A 17,965-nucleotide genomic window follows, 5' to 3' on the forward strand; every position below is an offset into this window, starting at 1 on the left:
CGCAGGCCTGAGTTTATAACGCTTAGTATCGTCAATTTTTCATTCCTACAAATCAAAGTTATGAAATTACAGGATGTCACGCGCTCCATCCCCTGGAGAAGGCGTGTGTTTAACACTTTTATTGCCATGAAACTAACCGCAGGCTTGTTAATAGCCAGTTGCCTTCAGGTAAGTGCCTACAGCTATGGCCAGACAGTAACATTGCATGAGAAAAAAATTTCCCTTCAGAAGCTTTTTCTAAAGATTCATGAACAGACAGGCTACCAGGTTTTCTATAAAGACTGGCTGCTGGACAATGCAGGAAAAGTCGATATCAATGTAGATAATATGCGACTGGAGCAGGTGCTGGCCATCTGCTTTAAAGATCTCCCTTTGTCCTATACCGTATCTGATAAAAATATTGTTATCAGGGCAAAACAAGCCACAGACAATAAATTGCCGGGCATCGACCAGCAGACACCTGTTATCCGGAAAGGGATAGTGAAAGATGAGAAAGGGTTGCCACTGGTGGGTGTAACCGTTAGCGTTAGTGGCACCTCCAAAGGCACTATTACCAACGAAAAAGGAGAATTCAGCATTGCTGCTGACCGTGGTGATGTGCTGTTATTTTCTATTCTCGGGTACAAAAAGAAAAGCATCACCCTTGCCGATAATAGCGTAATCTCCATTTCCCTTGACCTGGACATCGTTTCGGCAGGAGAGGTGGTGGTAGTGGGATACGGCACACAGAAGAAAGTTAACCTGACCGGCGCCGTGTCATCCATCAAAGGCAGTGACCTGGACCGCAGGCCTGTGCTGAATGCAACACAGAGCCTGGAAGGACTGGTACCGGGATTGAATGTTTCCGTAGGCTCCAGTACCAAACCGGGTCAGAGCTATAACCTGAATGTAAGGGGGGCCGGCAACCTCGCCGGCGGCGATGGGCCACTGGTATTGGTAGATGGTATCCCTATGGACCTGGGCTCCGTTAACCCGAATGATATAGAATCGATTTCTGTGCTGAAAGATGCTGCCGCATCAGCGATCTACGGCGCCCGTGCACCTTATGGCGTTATACTGGTGACTACCAAAAAAGGAAAGGCCGATAAAACCGTAATCAGCTATTCCAACAACTTTGGCCTGACAAGACCGGTAAATCTGCCTGAAATGGCCAATGCATATGACTTTGCGGTTTACTTCAACGCTGCCTGCGCCAACGCTGGCGTGGCCCTGCAATATTCAGACGCCAAGCTGGCACAGCTGAAAGCATTTGTAGAAAATCCCAACGCTAATGTAAACCCATGGCCGGAAGCGAAGGACAACTACCTGCTCAATTTCGAAAATACACCTAACGGTGTCGCCAGTACGGATTGGTTTGCCTTTAATTATAAACCCTCTTCTTTCCGCCAGCAGCACAACCTGAGCGTTAGTGGCGGTAATAAAACTACCCAGTATTTTGTTTCCGGTGGTTACTATGGCGAAGGTGGAGTATTACGTTTTGCAGATATCAACTATAACAGGTACAACCTGAACAGTACTATTACCTCACAGGTGACAGACTGGTTCAAACTGAAGCTGAACAGTAAGGTCACTGCTGATAAATATACCGCGCCGTTTTCACCGGGCGGGACTTTCGAGCAGAATTACTTTCACGATCTCGCACGGTTCAGACCCAATGTTTCTCCCTATGACCTGAATGGACATTATAACGAGCTTTCTCTCGTGCCTTATCTGCAGTCTGGCTCATCCTACTCCAACAAGATCTTTACGCTGATCGTACAGCCAGGTATAGAACTGGAGCCCATCAAAAACTGGAAGATAACCGCTGATCTGAATATTAACAGGGGAAATACGGATAATACAACATTACTGTTGCCAGGAGTTCAATATGGCATCGACGGTACGCAGCGATATGTCAACCGCTCTGAATTTGGTATTCCTATTGGCGGCAGTTATGCGCGGGGACTTGCGACAAATCTTTATCTCTCCCCCAATATTTATACCTCTTACCGGTATACTCCATCCCGTGATCATGAATTCAATTTCCTGGCGGGTTTCCAGCAGGAGGCATATGATTTCACCAGCCTGAGTTCTGCTGCAACGCCGCTGATCAGTTTTAATACACCGGGTATCAATTTATCAGGTGTGCCGGCAACCACTTCTGAAAGCCGGTATCATTGGTCTACGCGCGGATTTTTTGGTCGTATAAATTATAATTATAAAGAGAAATACCTGGTAGAATTTAATGGCCGGTACGACGGATCTTCCCGTTTTGCACCATCCAGCCGCTGGGGCTTCTTTCCATCAGGGTCTGTGGGTTATAATATCGTGAAGGAAGATTTCATGGAGGGGCTGCATAAAGTGTTTGATAACCTTAAAATACGTGCTTCTTATGGATTGCTGGGTAATCAATCCGGCGCCGGTATGTATTCTTACATTCAAACGATGGGTATCTCCAACGTAGGCATTAATGGTGCAGGGCCGCAATGGTATTTCCAGAATGGCCGGGAAGCCAATATCTATGCGCCGGCAGCCTATAACCCGGGCGTAACCTGGGAAAAGGTACAGGTGAAAAATCTTGGTATTGATTTCGACCTGCTGCAAAGCCGGCTCTCGGGCACCTTTGAGGTATATCAGCGCGATACCAAAGATATGTTAGGGCCCAGCTTCGATATCGCTGATATGTTTGGCGCTGCCGTTCCTTCCAGCAATAACGCCAATCTGCGTACCTCAGGATGGGAGCTGACACTCAACTATAAAGGAAATATCAGTAGTGATGTGAAATTCAGCGTAGGTGCTGTGTTGTCTGACAATAAATCTGTGGTGACCAAATACCAGAACCCGACAGGATTCAATCCTTCCGTCACTTTCTATAACGGCAAGCAGCTGGGTGAAATATGGGGTTACCGCGCTTCCGGCTTAATTCAGAATGATGAGGAAGCTGCTGCATTTAATGCTATGGACCATTCGTTTATCAGCACGCAGCCATGGAAGCCGGGAGATGTAAGGTATATAGATCTGAATGGCGATAAAAAAATCAACAACGGCGCCAATCGCCTCGATAGTATGGGCGATATGACCATTATCGGTAACGCCAGTCCTAGGTATGCCTATGCGTTTACCGGTACTATAGACTGGAAGGGCCTGACATTGTCATTTGTAGTACAGGGCATCGCTAAACGGGACTACGCGCCAACTTCCAACGATGTATATTTCTGGGGTTACAGTTCCTATGCTCAGGTGACGGTCTTTAAGCAGCACCTCGACTATTGGACACCAGAGAACCCAAACGCCTATTACCCTGCGCCATATACGAATACCGGCGGTGCAGTCGGCCCATTTCAGTATAAAAGTCAACAGGTGTCAGACAGGTACCTGCAAAATGCAGCCTACCTGCGACTGAAGAACGTGACGTTGAATTATTCCCTGCCGGCAAGGCTGATCAGCAAAGCACATCTTTCAAAAGTATCTGTGTTTATGTCTGGCGAAAACCTGTTGACATTTACGAAGCTCAGTAAGATGTTTGACCCTGAAACGCTGAATATCTCAGCAGTTGGCACAGGGAAGTCATACCCGTTAACACAGGTTTATTCTGCCGGTATGAATGTCATTTTCTAATTTTCAAATTTCCAACAATGACTATTTCAACATATAGATATCTGCAGCTGGCGGCGGTTTTTGCTGTATTCACCTCGATTGGTTGCAACAAGGATTTTCTGAATAAATCACCGCTGGATACATTGAGTACAGACCATCCGCTGGCATCCACCAATGAATTACGACTATACGTAGACCAGTTTTATGCCTCCTCGCTGCCTGCGCAGCCGACAGGAGTAAATGGCCCCGGTATTGCTTTTAATGATGGCTTTGGTACTGATAATATGGGCTTTGGCAATACCCCGGATGCCAGGATGAGCGGCGCTTTGTCACCTAATGGTGCAGTCATATCCGGCTATACCACTATCCGCAGTGTCAACTATTTCCTGGAGCATTATACCAATGCCCAGGGCGACCAGGCTTTAATCAACAACTACCTGGGAGAAGCTAAATTTTTCCGTGCAATTACTTATTTCAACATGGTGAAAAACTATGGTGATCTGACCTGGGTAAATAAAGTATTGCCTGCTGATGCCAGTAAGATGGAAGTGCCCCGTGATCCGCGTACACTCGTGATAGATTCTGTACTGGCAGATCTGGACCAGGCCGCCGCGCTATTGCCGGTACAGTCCACCAGCAGTACCATGCGCATACATAGAGATGTGGCACTGGCGTTGAAATCCAGGATTGCATTATATGAGGCTACCTGGCAAAAGTACCACAAAGCGAAAAACGATGCGTTCTTTACGCCCGGTATTACAGACGAAAAAATCCGTGATTATTTCCAACAGGCAAAAGCTGCTGCCAATGCGGTGATCACCAGTGGCCGCTGGAAAATATATAATACCGGAAAGCCGCTGAGCGACTATCAGAATTTATTCATTACTGCTGATTTATCTGCCAACAGTGAAGTGATGTTATGGCGAAGATATAATGTCAGCGATCTTATTGGTAACAGCGTGGCCAAATATGTTTCTACCGGAGGTGCAAATATGGGTATTAGTCTTTCTTTGGTAGATGACTACCTTACCATTAACGGAACTCCTTTTACCGGCATTGCCAGGGCCAATGCACAGGCAGTTTATGGAACGGAGCTGCTGCCTTCCATCAGGGACCCGCGTTTATCGCAGACAGTAGTCGTGCCAAAAGTCCAGCAAATGAAGCCGGGTACCATTGCACCTGCCTATCCCGCATTGAATGGCACCAGTTTTAATATGAATACTACCGGCTACCCGCTGGCTAAATTTTTGTCGTACAACGATGCCGTGGCCTATACCGATGATTTTAAGGATCAGACGCCCGCCATTGCTTTCAGGTATGCAGAAGTACTGCTGAACTATGCAGAGGCTGCGGCAGAACTGGGGGACGATGCCGGTGCCATTGCAGCCGTACTGAAACCTCTCCGCGATCGTGCAGGCATGCCCGTTATGAATGCTGCGACAGAATTTAACAGTGACCCCAATTATCCATTTCATGATTTAAGTCCGCTGTTACAGGCCGTAAGAAGAGAACGGCGCGTAGAGCTGGCATGTGAGGGATATCGCCTGGATGATATTATGCGCTGGGCTGCTGCCGATGTATTGGTAAAAGGCAAAAGGCCGCTTGGCGCATTGTTTACCGGTAGCGACCTTGTTCAGCAAAATACTGCTGCCGGATTTTATGGTAGTTCCCTGTTGATCTACGATACGCCGCCAGCAGGCAAAAAGGTAAATCTTTACCTGTCTGGAAACCCCGGAGATGCCCTGCGATATATCGATCCATACAAAGCGGCCGCTCCCAATGGTTTTGGATTTAATCTCAGCAGGGATTATCTCCTGCCTATTCAGCAGCGCCAGTTACAGCTGACAGGCTTTAAATGGGTACAAAACCCGGGATGGTAATTTCTTAACGTCAAAAAGATCATTATGTGTAACTTGAACAGATATACGAAAATCATCCTCGCAGGCTTATGTGTGTTGTCCATGGCCACTGCCTGCAGGAAAGATAACCAGCCGGTAAAGCCGGCACCATCGGCATTTACAGCCAGCATCAAAAACGGTGGCACTTTTACAGCCGCAGGAGGGAAGGATACCGTTGTTATCACCGCCGGCACTGATGGCTGGTGGGTAACAATTCCGGGTGCAGGAACTTCCTGGTGCACGGTAACGCAGACATATGGCGCAGGAAATTTCCTGCTGCCGGTAACCATTGCAGCCAATACCACCGGAGCGCCGCGTCAGGTCGTGATTACCCTCAACCCAAGTTATAATTTACCCAAGGTAGATATCACCCTTAATCAGTCTAATTAATTTTTTTAAGTTGATAAAACACTAACGATGAGACTACAAAACTGGATGGGCGTTTTATTTGCGCTGACGATATCCGCGACAGCTGTAGCACAGAAGAGACCGAATGTAATCATTATCGTTTCTGATGACCACGCCTATCAGGCCATCAGTGCGTATGGGAATAAGCTGATAAAGACACCGGGCATCGACAGAATTGCGAATGAAGGTACCCGGTTTGACCGGGCTTATGTCACCAATTCCATCTGTGGGCCCAGCAGAGCGGTGATATTAACCGGGAAATATTCCAATAAGAACGGCTTTACGGATAATGAACATTCCCGTTTTGACGGGTCGCAGAATTCATTTATTAAAGAACTCACAAAAAGTGGCTATCAGACAGCCTGGATAGGTAAATGGCATCTGGAAACAAAACCACAGGGATTTACTTTCTGGGAGATCTTACCGGGGCAGGGCCAATACTATAATCCTGATTTTATCCGGATGGACAGCTCCAAAACGCGTATCTCAGGATATGCTACCAATATCATTGAGGACCTGGCCGAAGACTGGCTCAACCAACGTGATACCTCCAAACCATTCTGCCTGGTTATCGGACATAAGGCCACCCATCGTGTATGGTTGCCCGATACCTGCGATATGGGAATGTATGACCGTATTAAATTCCCGTTGCCGGCCACCTTCTACGATGACTATAACACCAGGAAAGCCGCAGCCATACAGGATATGTCTATCGCCAAAACCATGATCATGGGGTATGATCTGAAGATGTTCGATTCTGATCAGGCAGCAGATAAAGACGGTAATATCAATCGCATGAATCCGGCCCAGCGCGCATGTTTTGATAATTATTACAAGGCGATTCATGCCGACCTGGATGCACAGCATCTTAGTGGCAATGCCCTCACAGAATGGAAGTACCAGCGTTATATGCGCGACTACCTGAGTACGGCGGCATCGTTGGACCGTAATATCGGCCGTACATTGGATTATCTTGATAAACACCAGCTGACACAAAATACCATCGTGATCTATTTGTCGGATCAGGGGTTCTATATGGGAGAGCATGGCTGGTTTGATAAACGCTGGATGTATGAAGAGTCCTTCAGAACACCAATGGTGATGCGCTTTCCGGGTGTATTGAAGCCTGGTAACGTTAGCCAGGATTTTGTGATGAACCTGGATATTGCACCTACCGTTTTGGATGCTGCCGGCGTTAAAATTCCTGCAGATATGCAGGGAGAGTCGTTCCTGCCCTTGCTGAAAGGCACTGAGAAAAAAGGCCGGGATGCCATGTATTACCACTATTATGAAAATGGAGAACATTCGGTATCGCCGCAATTCGGCATCAGAACGAAGCGCTATAAACTGATACGTTATTACAAACGCGTAGAGGCATGGGAGCTATTCGATCTGGAACATGATAAGTCCGAGTTGAATAATATATATGGCAAAAAAGGCTATGAGGCTATCACTGCGCAGCTGAAAAAGCAATTATCTTCCCTGATAAAAAAGTATGAAGATGAAGAGGCAGCAGCGTTGATGAAAGTGGAACCATAATAACGGTAAAGTATATATGAAACAGCCTCCGGAATCCTACTTCCGGAGGCTGTCTGTTTGCAGGGATTATTTCATAATTTGTGCCCGTTATGCATTCAGTACCTATGGAAGAAAGTAACTTGTATCAAACCGTCAGGAAGAAGTTTAATGTAGAGCTTTCCGGTCCTTTCGGTGACAGATTTGAAATGAAACCCGCCTGGAAACATGCCTATTATAATGCAGCAAAAAAGAATGAGCTTGGACAGGTCGTATTGACGGAGTCTAAATTACCCTGGTATGGGTTAATGCTGATTTCCCTGTTTTTTGGAGTACTTGGTTTGTTAAAAGGGCACTATCCCATTCCAATCGGAGCCGGGATCGTTTTTGTAATTGCATTTTTGCTGGCATTTTTTGCCCGTCAGCGATCATTGATATTTGATAAAACAGGCGTGATCGCATCGGATATACTATACAAGTGGGAAGACTTTGACGGCGCCTACATCGTAATAGCTGGCGTCCAGAAGCATCCGAAATCATACCTGGTATTTAGCAGGGATGAGCAGCCGTTGGTTTACATTAATGTATCTTCTTATGGAGACCAGAGTACAGTAGCAACACCGGTCAGGGATTTCCAGCCGGAGCGTTACCGGGCGTCAGTATGACCAGGTAGATAACAGTGTTTGCAGATATATGCGAAGATGTTTTGCAAAATGACGGCCTGATGGTAATATTGTGTAAACAAAGCTACTATGTCATTAAATCATACTGCCTTATTTCCTGCCGATCGTGCAACTGCGGTCAATGCGGCGCTGGAAAAAGCTTTTGGCAGTGCCGTGGTAAGTGAATCGGTCCTGCTTACAGGAGGATTGTCTGCGGCCGCTGTATATAAGATCATGGTGGATGACCGGCCATATGTCATGAAACTTGCCATTCCGGGAAATCATACTACCGAGGTATCCTTTGAAAGAATTGCCCTTGCAGCAAAGGCGGGTATAGCGCCCTCCCTGCATTACATCAATCCGGAAGAAGGTATCATTATCAGTGGGTTTGTAGACAGTAAGCCTGTCAGACATATCTTTGGTGGTACCACGCTGGCTGAAAAGCTCGCTGAAGCAGTAAAGAAAATTCATGCTATTCCCTATACGGTTCCCGGCGACGATATGAAAGTTACCATTGATCAGATAGTGGAAGGCTTTCGCCAAAATAAAATGTTGACCGGCCCAATACCAGACGAATGCCTGGCGTTATACGAAAAGGCAAAAAGAGCCTATCCATGGCAGGATGCAGATAAGGTTTTCAGCCACAACGATTTAAACCCTTCCAATATTCTTTGCGACGGAGCAAACATCTGGATCATCGATTTTGATACCGCCTTTCTCAACGACAGGTATATCGACCTTGCGGGTGTGGCAAACTTCTTTATCTATAGCCCGGAGCAGGAAGCAGTTTTCCTGGAAACCTATTTTGGAGTAGTTACTCCCTATCAGACTGCCCGTTTCTATGTCATGCGCCAGATCAGCCGGATTATTTATTCATTGATGATGCTGCAGCTTGCAGGCCAAAACAAGGCCGCAGGTCATGAAGTTGATCAGCAAATGGAAAGTGTTTTCCTGAAGGATATTGGTCCTTTGATAGGGTCGGGCAAATTGTCGCTAGCCACTTACGAAGGTCAGCTATTATACGGCAAGGCATTGATGCATGAGGCGGTGCTGCAAATGCGGAGTGAAAGATTTGATGAGGCACTGCTATTGTTGGAGAATAACAAATAAGCGTAACGTGGGGCTATCCGTATCGGGACAGCCCCACGGCCGCTTTATACCTGGAATAAGTATGTCTGCAGACAAATTTCTATAAGTCTGACTAGAACATCGGATGGGAATTAGCAGCATGATCAGGAACATCCTGTTGTACATCCCAATGTTCGGCAATCTTTCCGTTTTCCAGCCGGAAGATGTCAATGGTGGATCTGAACTTTCCATCTGGTTTTACATTCCTGATATGAAGGAAAACGATGTCGCCGTCTGCGGCAATATGCTGTACATCGATTTTGGTTTTGGCAGCCCCTTTAAACCAGCCTGCGGCAGCTTTCTTAAAGGCCGCAGCGCCATCTGCAACACCAGGATTATGTTGTATATAAGCCGGTAGTATATACTTGTCTACCGCAGCAGTATCTTTGTCGCCAAACATTTGCTGATAAAATGCAAGTACCACTTTCTTATTTTCTTCCTGAACGGTTGGTGTTTGATTAACTGTCTGGATGGTAGCGGGTGATGGCTTTTCGTTTGTATTACATCCGGTAACAAACGATCCTGTTAATAATGTTAGCCCGTATATGATTGATTTTCTTTTGTCAGCCATTGTTGCTGTGTTTTAATTGTAGTGAAAGATGTATACTGTCCTGATAGCCGGGATCCTTCTTCCCTGGCAGATCAGGTAATATCGGTTATGTTGTGGTACTTTAGCCAGCGTCTGAAACGTTCTGCATTTTCCGGAGTAAAATGTACCACTTTTCTGGTTGTCAGCAACATGGTAAATATTCCGGCTGCTTCTATAAATTTCACGATTTCTGTTATACCCCAGCCGAATCCTTCATAATACGATCCTGAAATTTCCTGGAGTGGTTTGTGATTGCCCTGTTTCGCATTCATTTCAAATGCTATTTTGATTTATTATGGTGAAAAAAGGGGACTGGTTTTGTCTATCGGTTTGCGAAAAGCCAATTGGAGTTGTCCCGGTTCTGGTTACTTTTTAGTAGATTTGAATGATACTGATAATCCGACCGGACAGGATTTATTCATAGGTCACAATATCCGGGAGTTCAAGGTTGTTCTATTTAAAATTTACATAATTCCATTAAACCAGAAAAGTTATCATGATGCCTGACGATCATTCATACTTTAGTTAGGCATGATGATGAAAAGGTTTAAGGGAGCTGAGCCACAAAGTTCCTGTATTTGGTAATAGTAAAAAAGCAGTTTGACGCCTTTATGCATTAAATAGTGGTAAAAAAGAAGTAAAAAAACGAAATTTTCATTTACGCCATTCCGAACTTTTTGCCCTGAAAACCTGATAGGTAGGGCAATTGCATGGCAGAGCCTCCCGTATCCTTCATGAGGTAATAATATGTTAACATTCCTGCTTTTTTTAAATTTGTATGGCAGAATCTGAAAATATCCCCATCACATTTTAATGAATGTCCAACGGTTATTAGGGTTCATATTTACATTTTTCCAACTGATATTTTATCCATCTAACGATAGCACATGGCAAATCACCCCGTACGGAAAATGGACGAATTCCGCCTTGAACTAAAGGCAGAACATGAGGTATTGTATTATCCCCTTGAAGGTAATCAGGAAATTATTAAACCGCATAGCCACAATTTTTTGTTACTGGCACTCTTTGAGTCCGGTAGCGGTGAGCATACTATTGACTTTGTCAAACATAAGGTGCGTTCAAAGCAATTGCATATTGTGTTTCCTGATCAGTTGCATAGCTGGAAACTGGGAGAAGATACCAAACTCCACCAATTGATGATCGATAAGGCGGTATTTGATAAAATCATGAACGCTTTTCGTTTTAGTTTTTCGGTGTATAAAAATACCCCTGTGTTCGACCTCACAGATGCCGAATATGAAGCATTGTATAAAGAATTCATATTGCAGAAAGAGGCACTCGCTACTGAGAATACATTTAAGGATGTTATTATAGCAAGACTGTGGCTGATAGCACTGATGACCAGTGAAATCGGTGCCCGTGTATTTGATGACCTGACGGTATACCAGGCACAGCCAATCATTGTGGATTACCTGGCGCTGGTAGAAAAGCACTTTCTTGAGGAGCGTGGCATCGCATTTTATGCAGGCCTGCTTAACATTACAGCTAACTATCTCAATATCCTGTGTAAGAAATATTGCCTTGTTAAGGCTACAGACCTCATTAAAGACCGTGTAATCCTGGAGGCTAAACGATTGCTCATCAGCGGTCTTTCGATCAAGGAAACGTGCTATGAGCTTAATTTTTCTGATGTGCCATATTTTTCAAGGTTTTTCAAGTTACAAACCGGCAAAACACCAAAGGCATTCAGGAACATGTATATCCCATCCTGAATAAGGCCTTTACGACCTGATTTATAAATTGTCCAAAATTTTGTTGTGCCGGTACAAAAACTTCAGCCTGCACCGGCAGTAACTTTGCACAGCAATTCCTGGTGGCTTTCCCGCAACTAAGAATCCTGAACAGCCCACTCGCGGGCGTATGTGTTTTTGTGGTTACTAATTGTTGAAAAGAAAATCCCGGCCAGGGAAATACAACAATTAAATCACGCACAATGAATACACGGCAATGCTGGTATAGGTTAAACGGAAGTATATGGAGCCATAAAAACGGTGTTGCGGTATTCATTGCTCGTTTCATGTTGCTGTTAACCATGTTGTCGGCCCAGGTGAAATGGGCTGCTGCACAGCAACAGCAAATTGATTACCGGTTTGTTACTGATACCGTATTGGTAGAAAGAGGAACAACTTTTTCCAATAAACTGGTTATTACCAACCATACAAAGGATACGGTTCATTTATCTGGTCGGCTCAACGAAGCATTACAAAGGAGTATGCTGAAAATACCGGCAGATATTACGATTGGGCCTGGAGAAAGCCGCACGTTTCCTGTTAAATTTCTTGCAGAAAGCAATATTATTCAGGAACAGTTACAGGAATTCAGTGTAAGTTTTATAAAAACGGAAACGAGATCACAAGTAGGTAGTCCTGCCATTTTTTTTACTAAACTGGAAGTTGCCAGAAGCATTGTAATCGGAACTCCCTCCGCGGAGGTTTATCTCCCCGTCGGGCAGCAAAAGACGGAACTTTCGTTACGGCTGTTGAACAATAGCCTCATATCCCAGACCTTTTCGCTTGATTTTGAGCAGGTACCGGAAGGTTTGGAAATCAGCGGAGAAAAAGGTCCGGTTTCTATTAAAGGGGGAGAAGAGCTGATGAGATCTTACCTGATAAAAGACAAAAGGGGTACACGTCATGCGGCAGATTTTTCTGTTATCATCAGGGCTGTGGACGCACAGGGAATAGTACTTGACCGCAAAGCGATCCGGGTCATGTCTCTTAGCAACCGCAGAAGCCTCGGCAGCCCTGAAAAGGGGGCCTATGGTGCAACTATCCCCAATACTGTTTCGGTGAATTACCTGAATGCAAACACTTACTCGTCTGTACAGTTGGCAGGCAACGGAAATTATGAACTGGGGGAAAAAAAGCACCTGGCTTATAACCTGAATGCTGAATTCTTTACCAATGGCGGAAACAGTGTGACGATGTACAACTCCTTTGTGGATTACCAGACCGGGAAGCTGGGTATCAAAGCCGGTAACATTTATGAAGATCTTGATTTTAATGTCAACGGTATTGGCGCCAAAGGTTCCTGGTTCCCGGATGATCACCAGCGATTCAATGTATACGGCTTGAAGAACAGTTACCTGTTATATGCAGATCGTATAAATCCCGGAACTGGTGGTAATACCTTTGCGGCTGAATATCTTGATGGTGATCGTTCTCATGAAAAGACAAGGGTCATTGCGCTGTATAACGACAACGTGATGAATGCTGTAAAAACAAATTTACTGTCGGGTAAAAAAGCATTTTTATTAAATGATAAAAATGGAGCATTGCAGGTGGAAGGTGGTATCAGTTCGGAAAGATATAGCAATTTCCATGGCGAGGTGCATAATGGGTTTGCACTTGGCGCTGACTATTCCTATAAAAATGCCGGTCTTTTACTGAATACACGCCAGTTTTATGGATCTCCTTTCTATGGTGGAATGCGTAGGGGTATGCTTCAATCAGAGAATATGGTTTCTTATGGATTATCTGAAAAGATGAGTGTAAACGGAAGGGTAAGTATATTGGATAATCGCCCCAAATACCTCGTGCGCCAGTTCAACGACTACCTGATGCGTACCAATTCGTATGGTAACCAGATTTATGAAATTGGTTTCAGGGTTAGTCCTGCTCCACATTGGCAGCTGGGGGTAAATCCTTACTATTTCAGGCAGTCGCTGGAACCACGGAATTATTTCCCTGGTGATAGCCTTGCCGGAACTATCTGGCATTCAGGGTCTGCGAGGGCTAAACTGAACGCGTCCTATTCTGCGGGGATGCACCATGCCAGTTTGATAATGGATCAGGGCTATACTTATCAGCATACAGCAGGCCATCCTGCGGCACCGTTTTATTCGACGCGTATCAACCTGGATTACAGTTATAGCTATTTTGGTGTGGATGGTTTTTACCAGCATAATCCCTACTACCTCTCTGATGTATTGGTGAGCCAGACTGGTGCGGTCTATAATGTTTTTTCCGTTGGGATGCGGTCACAGTTCAATGCTATAAAAGATAAATTAGGGGTTAATGCAGCATTACGGTATTACAACTACGGTTACAACAACAGTCAGAATTATGTATTGAATGTAGATGCACACTATTGGCTTCCGGATAACTGGGCATTTACTGCCAGCGTATTCCTGGGTTTAAACAAACTAAGCCAATTGAATATGTATGACCCGCAAAGCGGTCTCAATCCATCTGTGCCGCAATATACCGGCGATCAGGCCAGTCTCCTTACCTCGCGCAGGATCAGTATCGGAATTTCCAAAAGGTTCGGGAAAATACAGCATACGGGCGAAAGAAGACTAACCCTGATTTATTTTGAAGACAGGAATGGAAATGGAGAACAGGATGCCGGAGAACCTTTGGTGAGCGGACTAATGGTAAAGATAGATGACCTGGCCGCTGTAACCGACAAAAATGGCAGGGTAACCTTTGATGCCCCTGCAGGTAAGGCATATATACCAGCCATTGTTTCAGATGAAGGCTGGACACAGTCCGGAGACTATTCCATCTTTCTGGCCCGTAATAGTACCATGCGTATTCCACTGGTAAAGTCGGGAAGACTTTCCGGCCAGCTGCAAGCAATTGCAGGCTCCCAATCGGGGATAACGCTGAGCGGTATTCGCATCAGGGCAGTAAACGCTTCAGGAAAGGTTTACCAGACATTCACAGACAACAAAGGGAATTTCAATTTTTACCTGCCGGAAAACAGTTATAGCGTTTCTGTTGATACAGAAGGATTGTCTATTGTCGTAGAAGGCGGCAGCCAGCAGGTGGCGGTACAAAAAGATATTCCCGGTTCTGTCATCTTCCCATACACCAATAAGCGTGTAGAGGTAGATATTAAGAAATTCTGATGGTAATCATATAGTTATGCAGACGATACCGGAATGCCGCTATTTATAAATTGTACAAGAATGGTCATTCCCTGTACAAAAAGAACGGTGTTATAACATGTAATTTTGTATCGTTCGAGAGTCAAGTAAGAATTAAAAAAACAAATAAAAATGAAAAAGCAGATTTTGGCAATGGCTGTATTCGCAGCCGGACTGATGATACTGGGAAGTGGTACCGCCAAAGCGCAGGCGACACAGCAAGTTATCGTAAATGTGGACCTGAAGGAAACGATGGGTATTTTTCCTGGCACAGGAGGAACTTCCATCCCCAATTTTGAATTTCAAAATGCTGAAGACTATACAAAAGCACAGGACAAAGAGAAAGACAAACAGTTGCAGGTGGTGAGTACCGAAGACTATAAAATAACAGTGCGTGCAGAAACACCCACTTTTAACTCCACACAATCTGCAGCAACATTGCCTTTGAATATTCTGACAGTAGCAGCAAGACAATCCAATGCTGGTTCTTTTCAGAGCAGCATCACCCCGACAACCACTGACCAGGTGATTTTCACTGGTGGTAAGGCAACAATAGGTGAGGATTTTGACTTCAGCTACATCATTACACCTAACCAGACGATGATTGAAGCACCAAAGGAACTGTATAATGTAACACTTACCTATACTGTTTCTGCAGAATAATATGTAATAGAAAAGGTTGGTATCTAAAAATTACCAACCTACTTTTTTCACTGGTAAAACCATTATTGGTAAAGTAAATGAATAGCAAAAATCTTTTCAGACTGGCTACTCCGCTACTTTTTTCGATGATTATCCTTGCGGATGCCGGCAGCGCCAGTGCTCAGCAGATTTCCATTTCACCCGCACGGATTACCTTTCAGGGAGACCCGGGACAAACAGTGAGCGAGACAGTGCTGATCAGTAACAGTGGCGAAACAGACTTTGAGTTTATTGCCGGTATAAAAGACTGGAAACGTGATTCCATGGGCACTAAGCTATATCAGCCTTCAGGAACGCTGCCTCACAGCAATGCCGGGCAGGTACGTCTGGATGCGACGAATTTTACAGTAGCACCTCACCAGAAAAAGGTGATAACAGTATACATGGATATTCCGCAAACTTCCGGTGATAGCATTGCCACTAACAGTATGCTTTTCTTTACGCAAACGAATCCATCGGAGCGTAAAACACCGGATAATAAGGGTATCGGAATAAAAATAGGGTATGAGTTCGGTATCCAGGTTTTTTACAATCCATCTTCAGCCAGAAAAGGAGAGCTCGAATTTGACAGTATGAACTATTCTGAAAAGGCAGAAGGGCAGCAGGTTTCCATGCTTGTCATCGGCTATCATAATACCGGACAAATCAATAAGACTGGGCAATTAAGGGTAGAACTGACCAATAAGAATACAGGTGAAGAAATAAAGTTAAAAGCAGCTCCGGTAGCGATAATGCCACTGGGCTACCAGTATATCCAGGTTCCATTACCTGAAAACCTTCCTAAAGGACAATATCTGGCCATCGGCATGTTGGATGCAGGTGCGGGATACCGTTTAAAAATCGCAGAAAAGAATTTTGATGTCCGGTAGTATAAGACACATATTGTTGATGGCGCTAAATACAGCGGTTTTTCTGCCCGTTTCCGTACTGGGGCAGCAGGCTACTATTTCCATTGGTACAACCGAATTAAGCGCAGGACACGCAGGCGTAACAGTCCCGGATATAGGTGCAGTGGGTGCAGCTCCGAGACTGATCCTGCGCTCAGAAGGGCCAACGCTGACAGGGGCTTCGGGAGAGATACCGCTTAGCCAGGTACGCGTCACACCGGTTCATAACAATACCGAACAGGGGACCGTATTCCTGAGCCAGCGTCAGCAGGAGATTCGCCTGACTTCCATTGATCCGTCAGGTGCGAAATATGATCCTGTATTTGTGCGTTTTGACATCGCAAATCTCAGCGGATACGCCTGGAAGGCAGGTAAATACAGGGCAGAACTTAATTGTGGAATTAGCAATGGTGAAGGTAAAGTTGCATCAAAGGTAATTACAACTGCACTACAGGTAAATGTGGACCCTGTGATAGCTATACAGCGGCAACCTACGGTCATCAGGCTGCATATAAATGAGGCGCAGCAGTACATAAATGGATATGTTTCTCCTGGCTTCGATCAGTTGGGAATCACGCATACCGTTCCCCTGAATGTTAAGGTGAGTACCGATGCGCCATTTTTCAGCTATACAGGAAATAATGGAAAAGGAAATACCAGGGCTGCTGTTAGTGGCCTCCACTATCGGGTAGACGGGGCCGGAGCAACTGGGCCTGTTGCACTCTCTACCTCCGGGCAACAAGTGTATGCCCATAAAGAGGTACCAGTTGGCAACCAGACAGACCTCGCGCAGCGTTTTACGATATCTGCAGAAGATCTTCAAAAATACTTCAGTGAACCAGGGACCTATCGAACAAACCTGAATATCCAGGTAGCCGATGAACCTGCTGCTCCTGCCATTACGAAAACGATCGCCGCACAATTGGAGATAGTGGTTGATGAAGTAATGGCTTTTGATGCCGGAAAGATCGTGAACCTGTCCATCCAAACGATGGATGACTACAAAAATGGGGTATACGCGGAGATGTACCGTCACCTTATACTTACAGGTAATATCACGGCCAATCTTACGGTACGTTCGCTTAATGCTAACTTCACTTCGCTATCGGGTAGTTTTCCGGTGGGGTACCTCACGGTAGGTCCTTACCTGACTTCGAGTGTTATACGGACTGTACAGGTATCAACAAGTGATCAGTTGCTTATTCAGCGGTATAATCCTAACGGAACAACTTATATAAGTCTTAAATATAGTATCCTGGCAGACAAGACCCGGCTACTTATCAGCAAACCAAAAGAACAATATTCGGTAACGCTTATCTATAGTGCAGTCCCTTATTGATGTCAGGATAAGTGTTTTATTGTGGTTGTAAGGATGCCGAATTAAAATTGAAAATTTTAAATAATGCATTAGCGTTTTTACAGACAAGGAGATTAAAAAGAAAAGTCAACGGGTAGTATATTAGCCCCACCCGTATATGCACGCCAAAATATACAGTGATTTGGAAAAATCCCCGCCCATGGTGTTTGTCATCTCAGATTTCCCTAAATGTTAAAAATGAAAAGGAGGTAAAATATGTCCCGTGCGGGACTATTGCTGGCATTGTTTTGGTATTGCTCCCTACTATAGCAGGTTGTGAGTCAGATTCCCCGCCAGAATAGCTCCTGTATTGAACGGATTTGTTATGTGATGGTATTTATGTTTTGTTTAA

General features: G+C 45.0%; 13 protein-coding genes. 11 read left to right on the forward strand and 2 right to left on the reverse strand.

Annotation, left to right across the window (positions count from 1 at the left end):
- Nucleotides 1-60 precede the first annotated feature (60 nt).
- The 6 genes from F3J22_RS19390 (at nt 61) to F3J22_RS19415 (ending at nt 9,169) form a co-directional block, all read left to right on the forward strand.
- Nucleotides 61-3,597 carry a TonB-dependent receptor gene (locus tag F3J22_RS19390; protein WP_167019595.1) on the forward strand — a complete coding sequence of 1,179 codons (3,537 nt, stop codon included), beginning with the start codon at nt 61-63 and terminating at the stop codon, nt 3,595-3,597.
- A gap of 17 nt (nt 3,598-3,614) precedes the next feature.
- On the forward strand, nt 3,615-5,456 hold the full coding sequence (locus F3J22_RS19395) for a RagB/SusD family nutrient uptake outer membrane protein (protein ID WP_167019596.1): 1,842 nt from the start codon (nt 3,615-3,617) through the stop codon (nt 5,454-5,456).
- Between the two features lie 24 nt (nt 5,457-5,480).
- The gene (locus tag F3J22_RS19400; RefSeq protein ID WP_167019597.1) at nt 5,481-5,864 is read left to right on the forward strand and encodes a BACON domain-containing protein; all 384 of its coding nucleotides are present in this window, start codon (nt 5,481-5,483) and stop codon (nt 5,862-5,864) included.
- A gap of 27 nt (nt 5,865-5,891) precedes the next feature.
- Nucleotides 5,892-7,421 (forward strand): sulfatase, encoded by a 1,530-nt coding sequence (locus F3J22_RS19405; RefSeq protein ID WP_167019598.1) that lies wholly within the window; start codon nt 5,892-5,894, stop codon nt 7,419-7,421.
- Nucleotides 7,422-7,510: 89 nt separating this feature from the next.
- Entirely contained in the window at nt 7,511-8,062 is a 552-nt protein-coding gene (locus F3J22_RS19410; protein ID WP_167019599.1) for a hypothetical protein, read from the forward strand.
- Between the two features lie 87 nt (nt 8,063-8,149).
- Entirely contained in the window at nt 8,150-9,169 is a 1,020-nt protein-coding gene (locus tag F3J22_RS19415; RefSeq protein ID WP_167019600.1) for a phosphotransferase, read from the forward strand.
- 91 nt (nt 9,170-9,260) lie between these two features.
- Here F3J22_RS19415 and F3J22_RS19420 read toward each other — a convergent pair whose 3' ends face one another.
- Both F3J22_RS19420 and F3J22_RS19425 read right to left on the reverse strand, forming a co-directional pair.
- Complete coding sequence (locus tag F3J22_RS19420; RefSeq protein ID WP_167019601.1) at nt 9,261-9,758, reverse strand: ester cyclase; 498 nt, start codon at nt 9,756-9,758, stop codon at nt 9,261-9,263.
- 71 nt (nt 9,759-9,829) lie between these two features.
- Nucleotides 9,830-10,048 carry a hypothetical protein gene (locus F3J22_RS19425; RefSeq protein WP_205195427.1) on the reverse strand — a complete coding sequence of 73 codons (219 nt, stop codon included), beginning with the start codon at nt 10,046-10,048 and terminating at the stop codon, nt 9,830-9,832.
- Nucleotides 10,049-10,663: 615 nt separating this feature from the next.
- Here F3J22_RS19425 and F3J22_RS19430 point away from each other — a divergent pair.
- From F3J22_RS19430 to F3J22_RS19450, 5 genes are all read left to right on the forward strand, one after another.
- Nucleotides 10,664-11,509, forward strand: coding sequence for a helix-turn-helix domain-containing protein (locus F3J22_RS19430; protein ID WP_167019602.1), 846 nt, complete (start codon nt 10,664-10,666; stop codon nt 11,507-11,509).
- Nucleotides 11,510-11,730: 221 nt separating this feature from the next.
- Nucleotides 11,731-14,649, forward strand: coding sequence for a hypothetical protein (locus F3J22_RS19435; RefSeq protein WP_167019603.1), 2,919 nt, complete (start codon nt 11,731-11,733; stop codon nt 14,647-14,649).
- A 150-nt stretch (nt 14,650-14,799) separates the two neighbouring features.
- Entirely contained in the window at nt 14,800-15,330 is a 531-nt protein-coding gene (locus F3J22_RS19440; protein ID WP_167019604.1) for a hypothetical protein, read from the forward strand.
- Nucleotides 15,331-15,407: 77 nt separating this feature from the next.
- Nucleotides 15,408-16,238, forward strand: coding sequence for a hypothetical protein (locus tag F3J22_RS19445; protein ID WP_167019605.1), 831 nt, complete (start codon nt 15,408-15,410; stop codon nt 16,236-16,238).
- 19 nt (nt 16,239-16,257) lie between these two features.
- Nucleotides 16,258-17,595, forward strand: a complete 1,338-nt coding sequence (locus tag F3J22_RS19450; RefSeq protein ID WP_167019606.1) for a hypothetical protein — start codon at nt 16,258-16,260, stop codon at nt 17,593-17,595.
- Nucleotides 17,596-17,965 lie beyond the last annotated feature (370 nt).

This window comes from Chitinophaga sp. Cy-1792 (assembly GCF_011752935.1).
In the GTDB taxonomy this organism is placed as follows: domain Bacteria; phylum Bacteroidota; class Bacteroidia; order Chitinophagales; family Chitinophagaceae; genus Chitinophaga.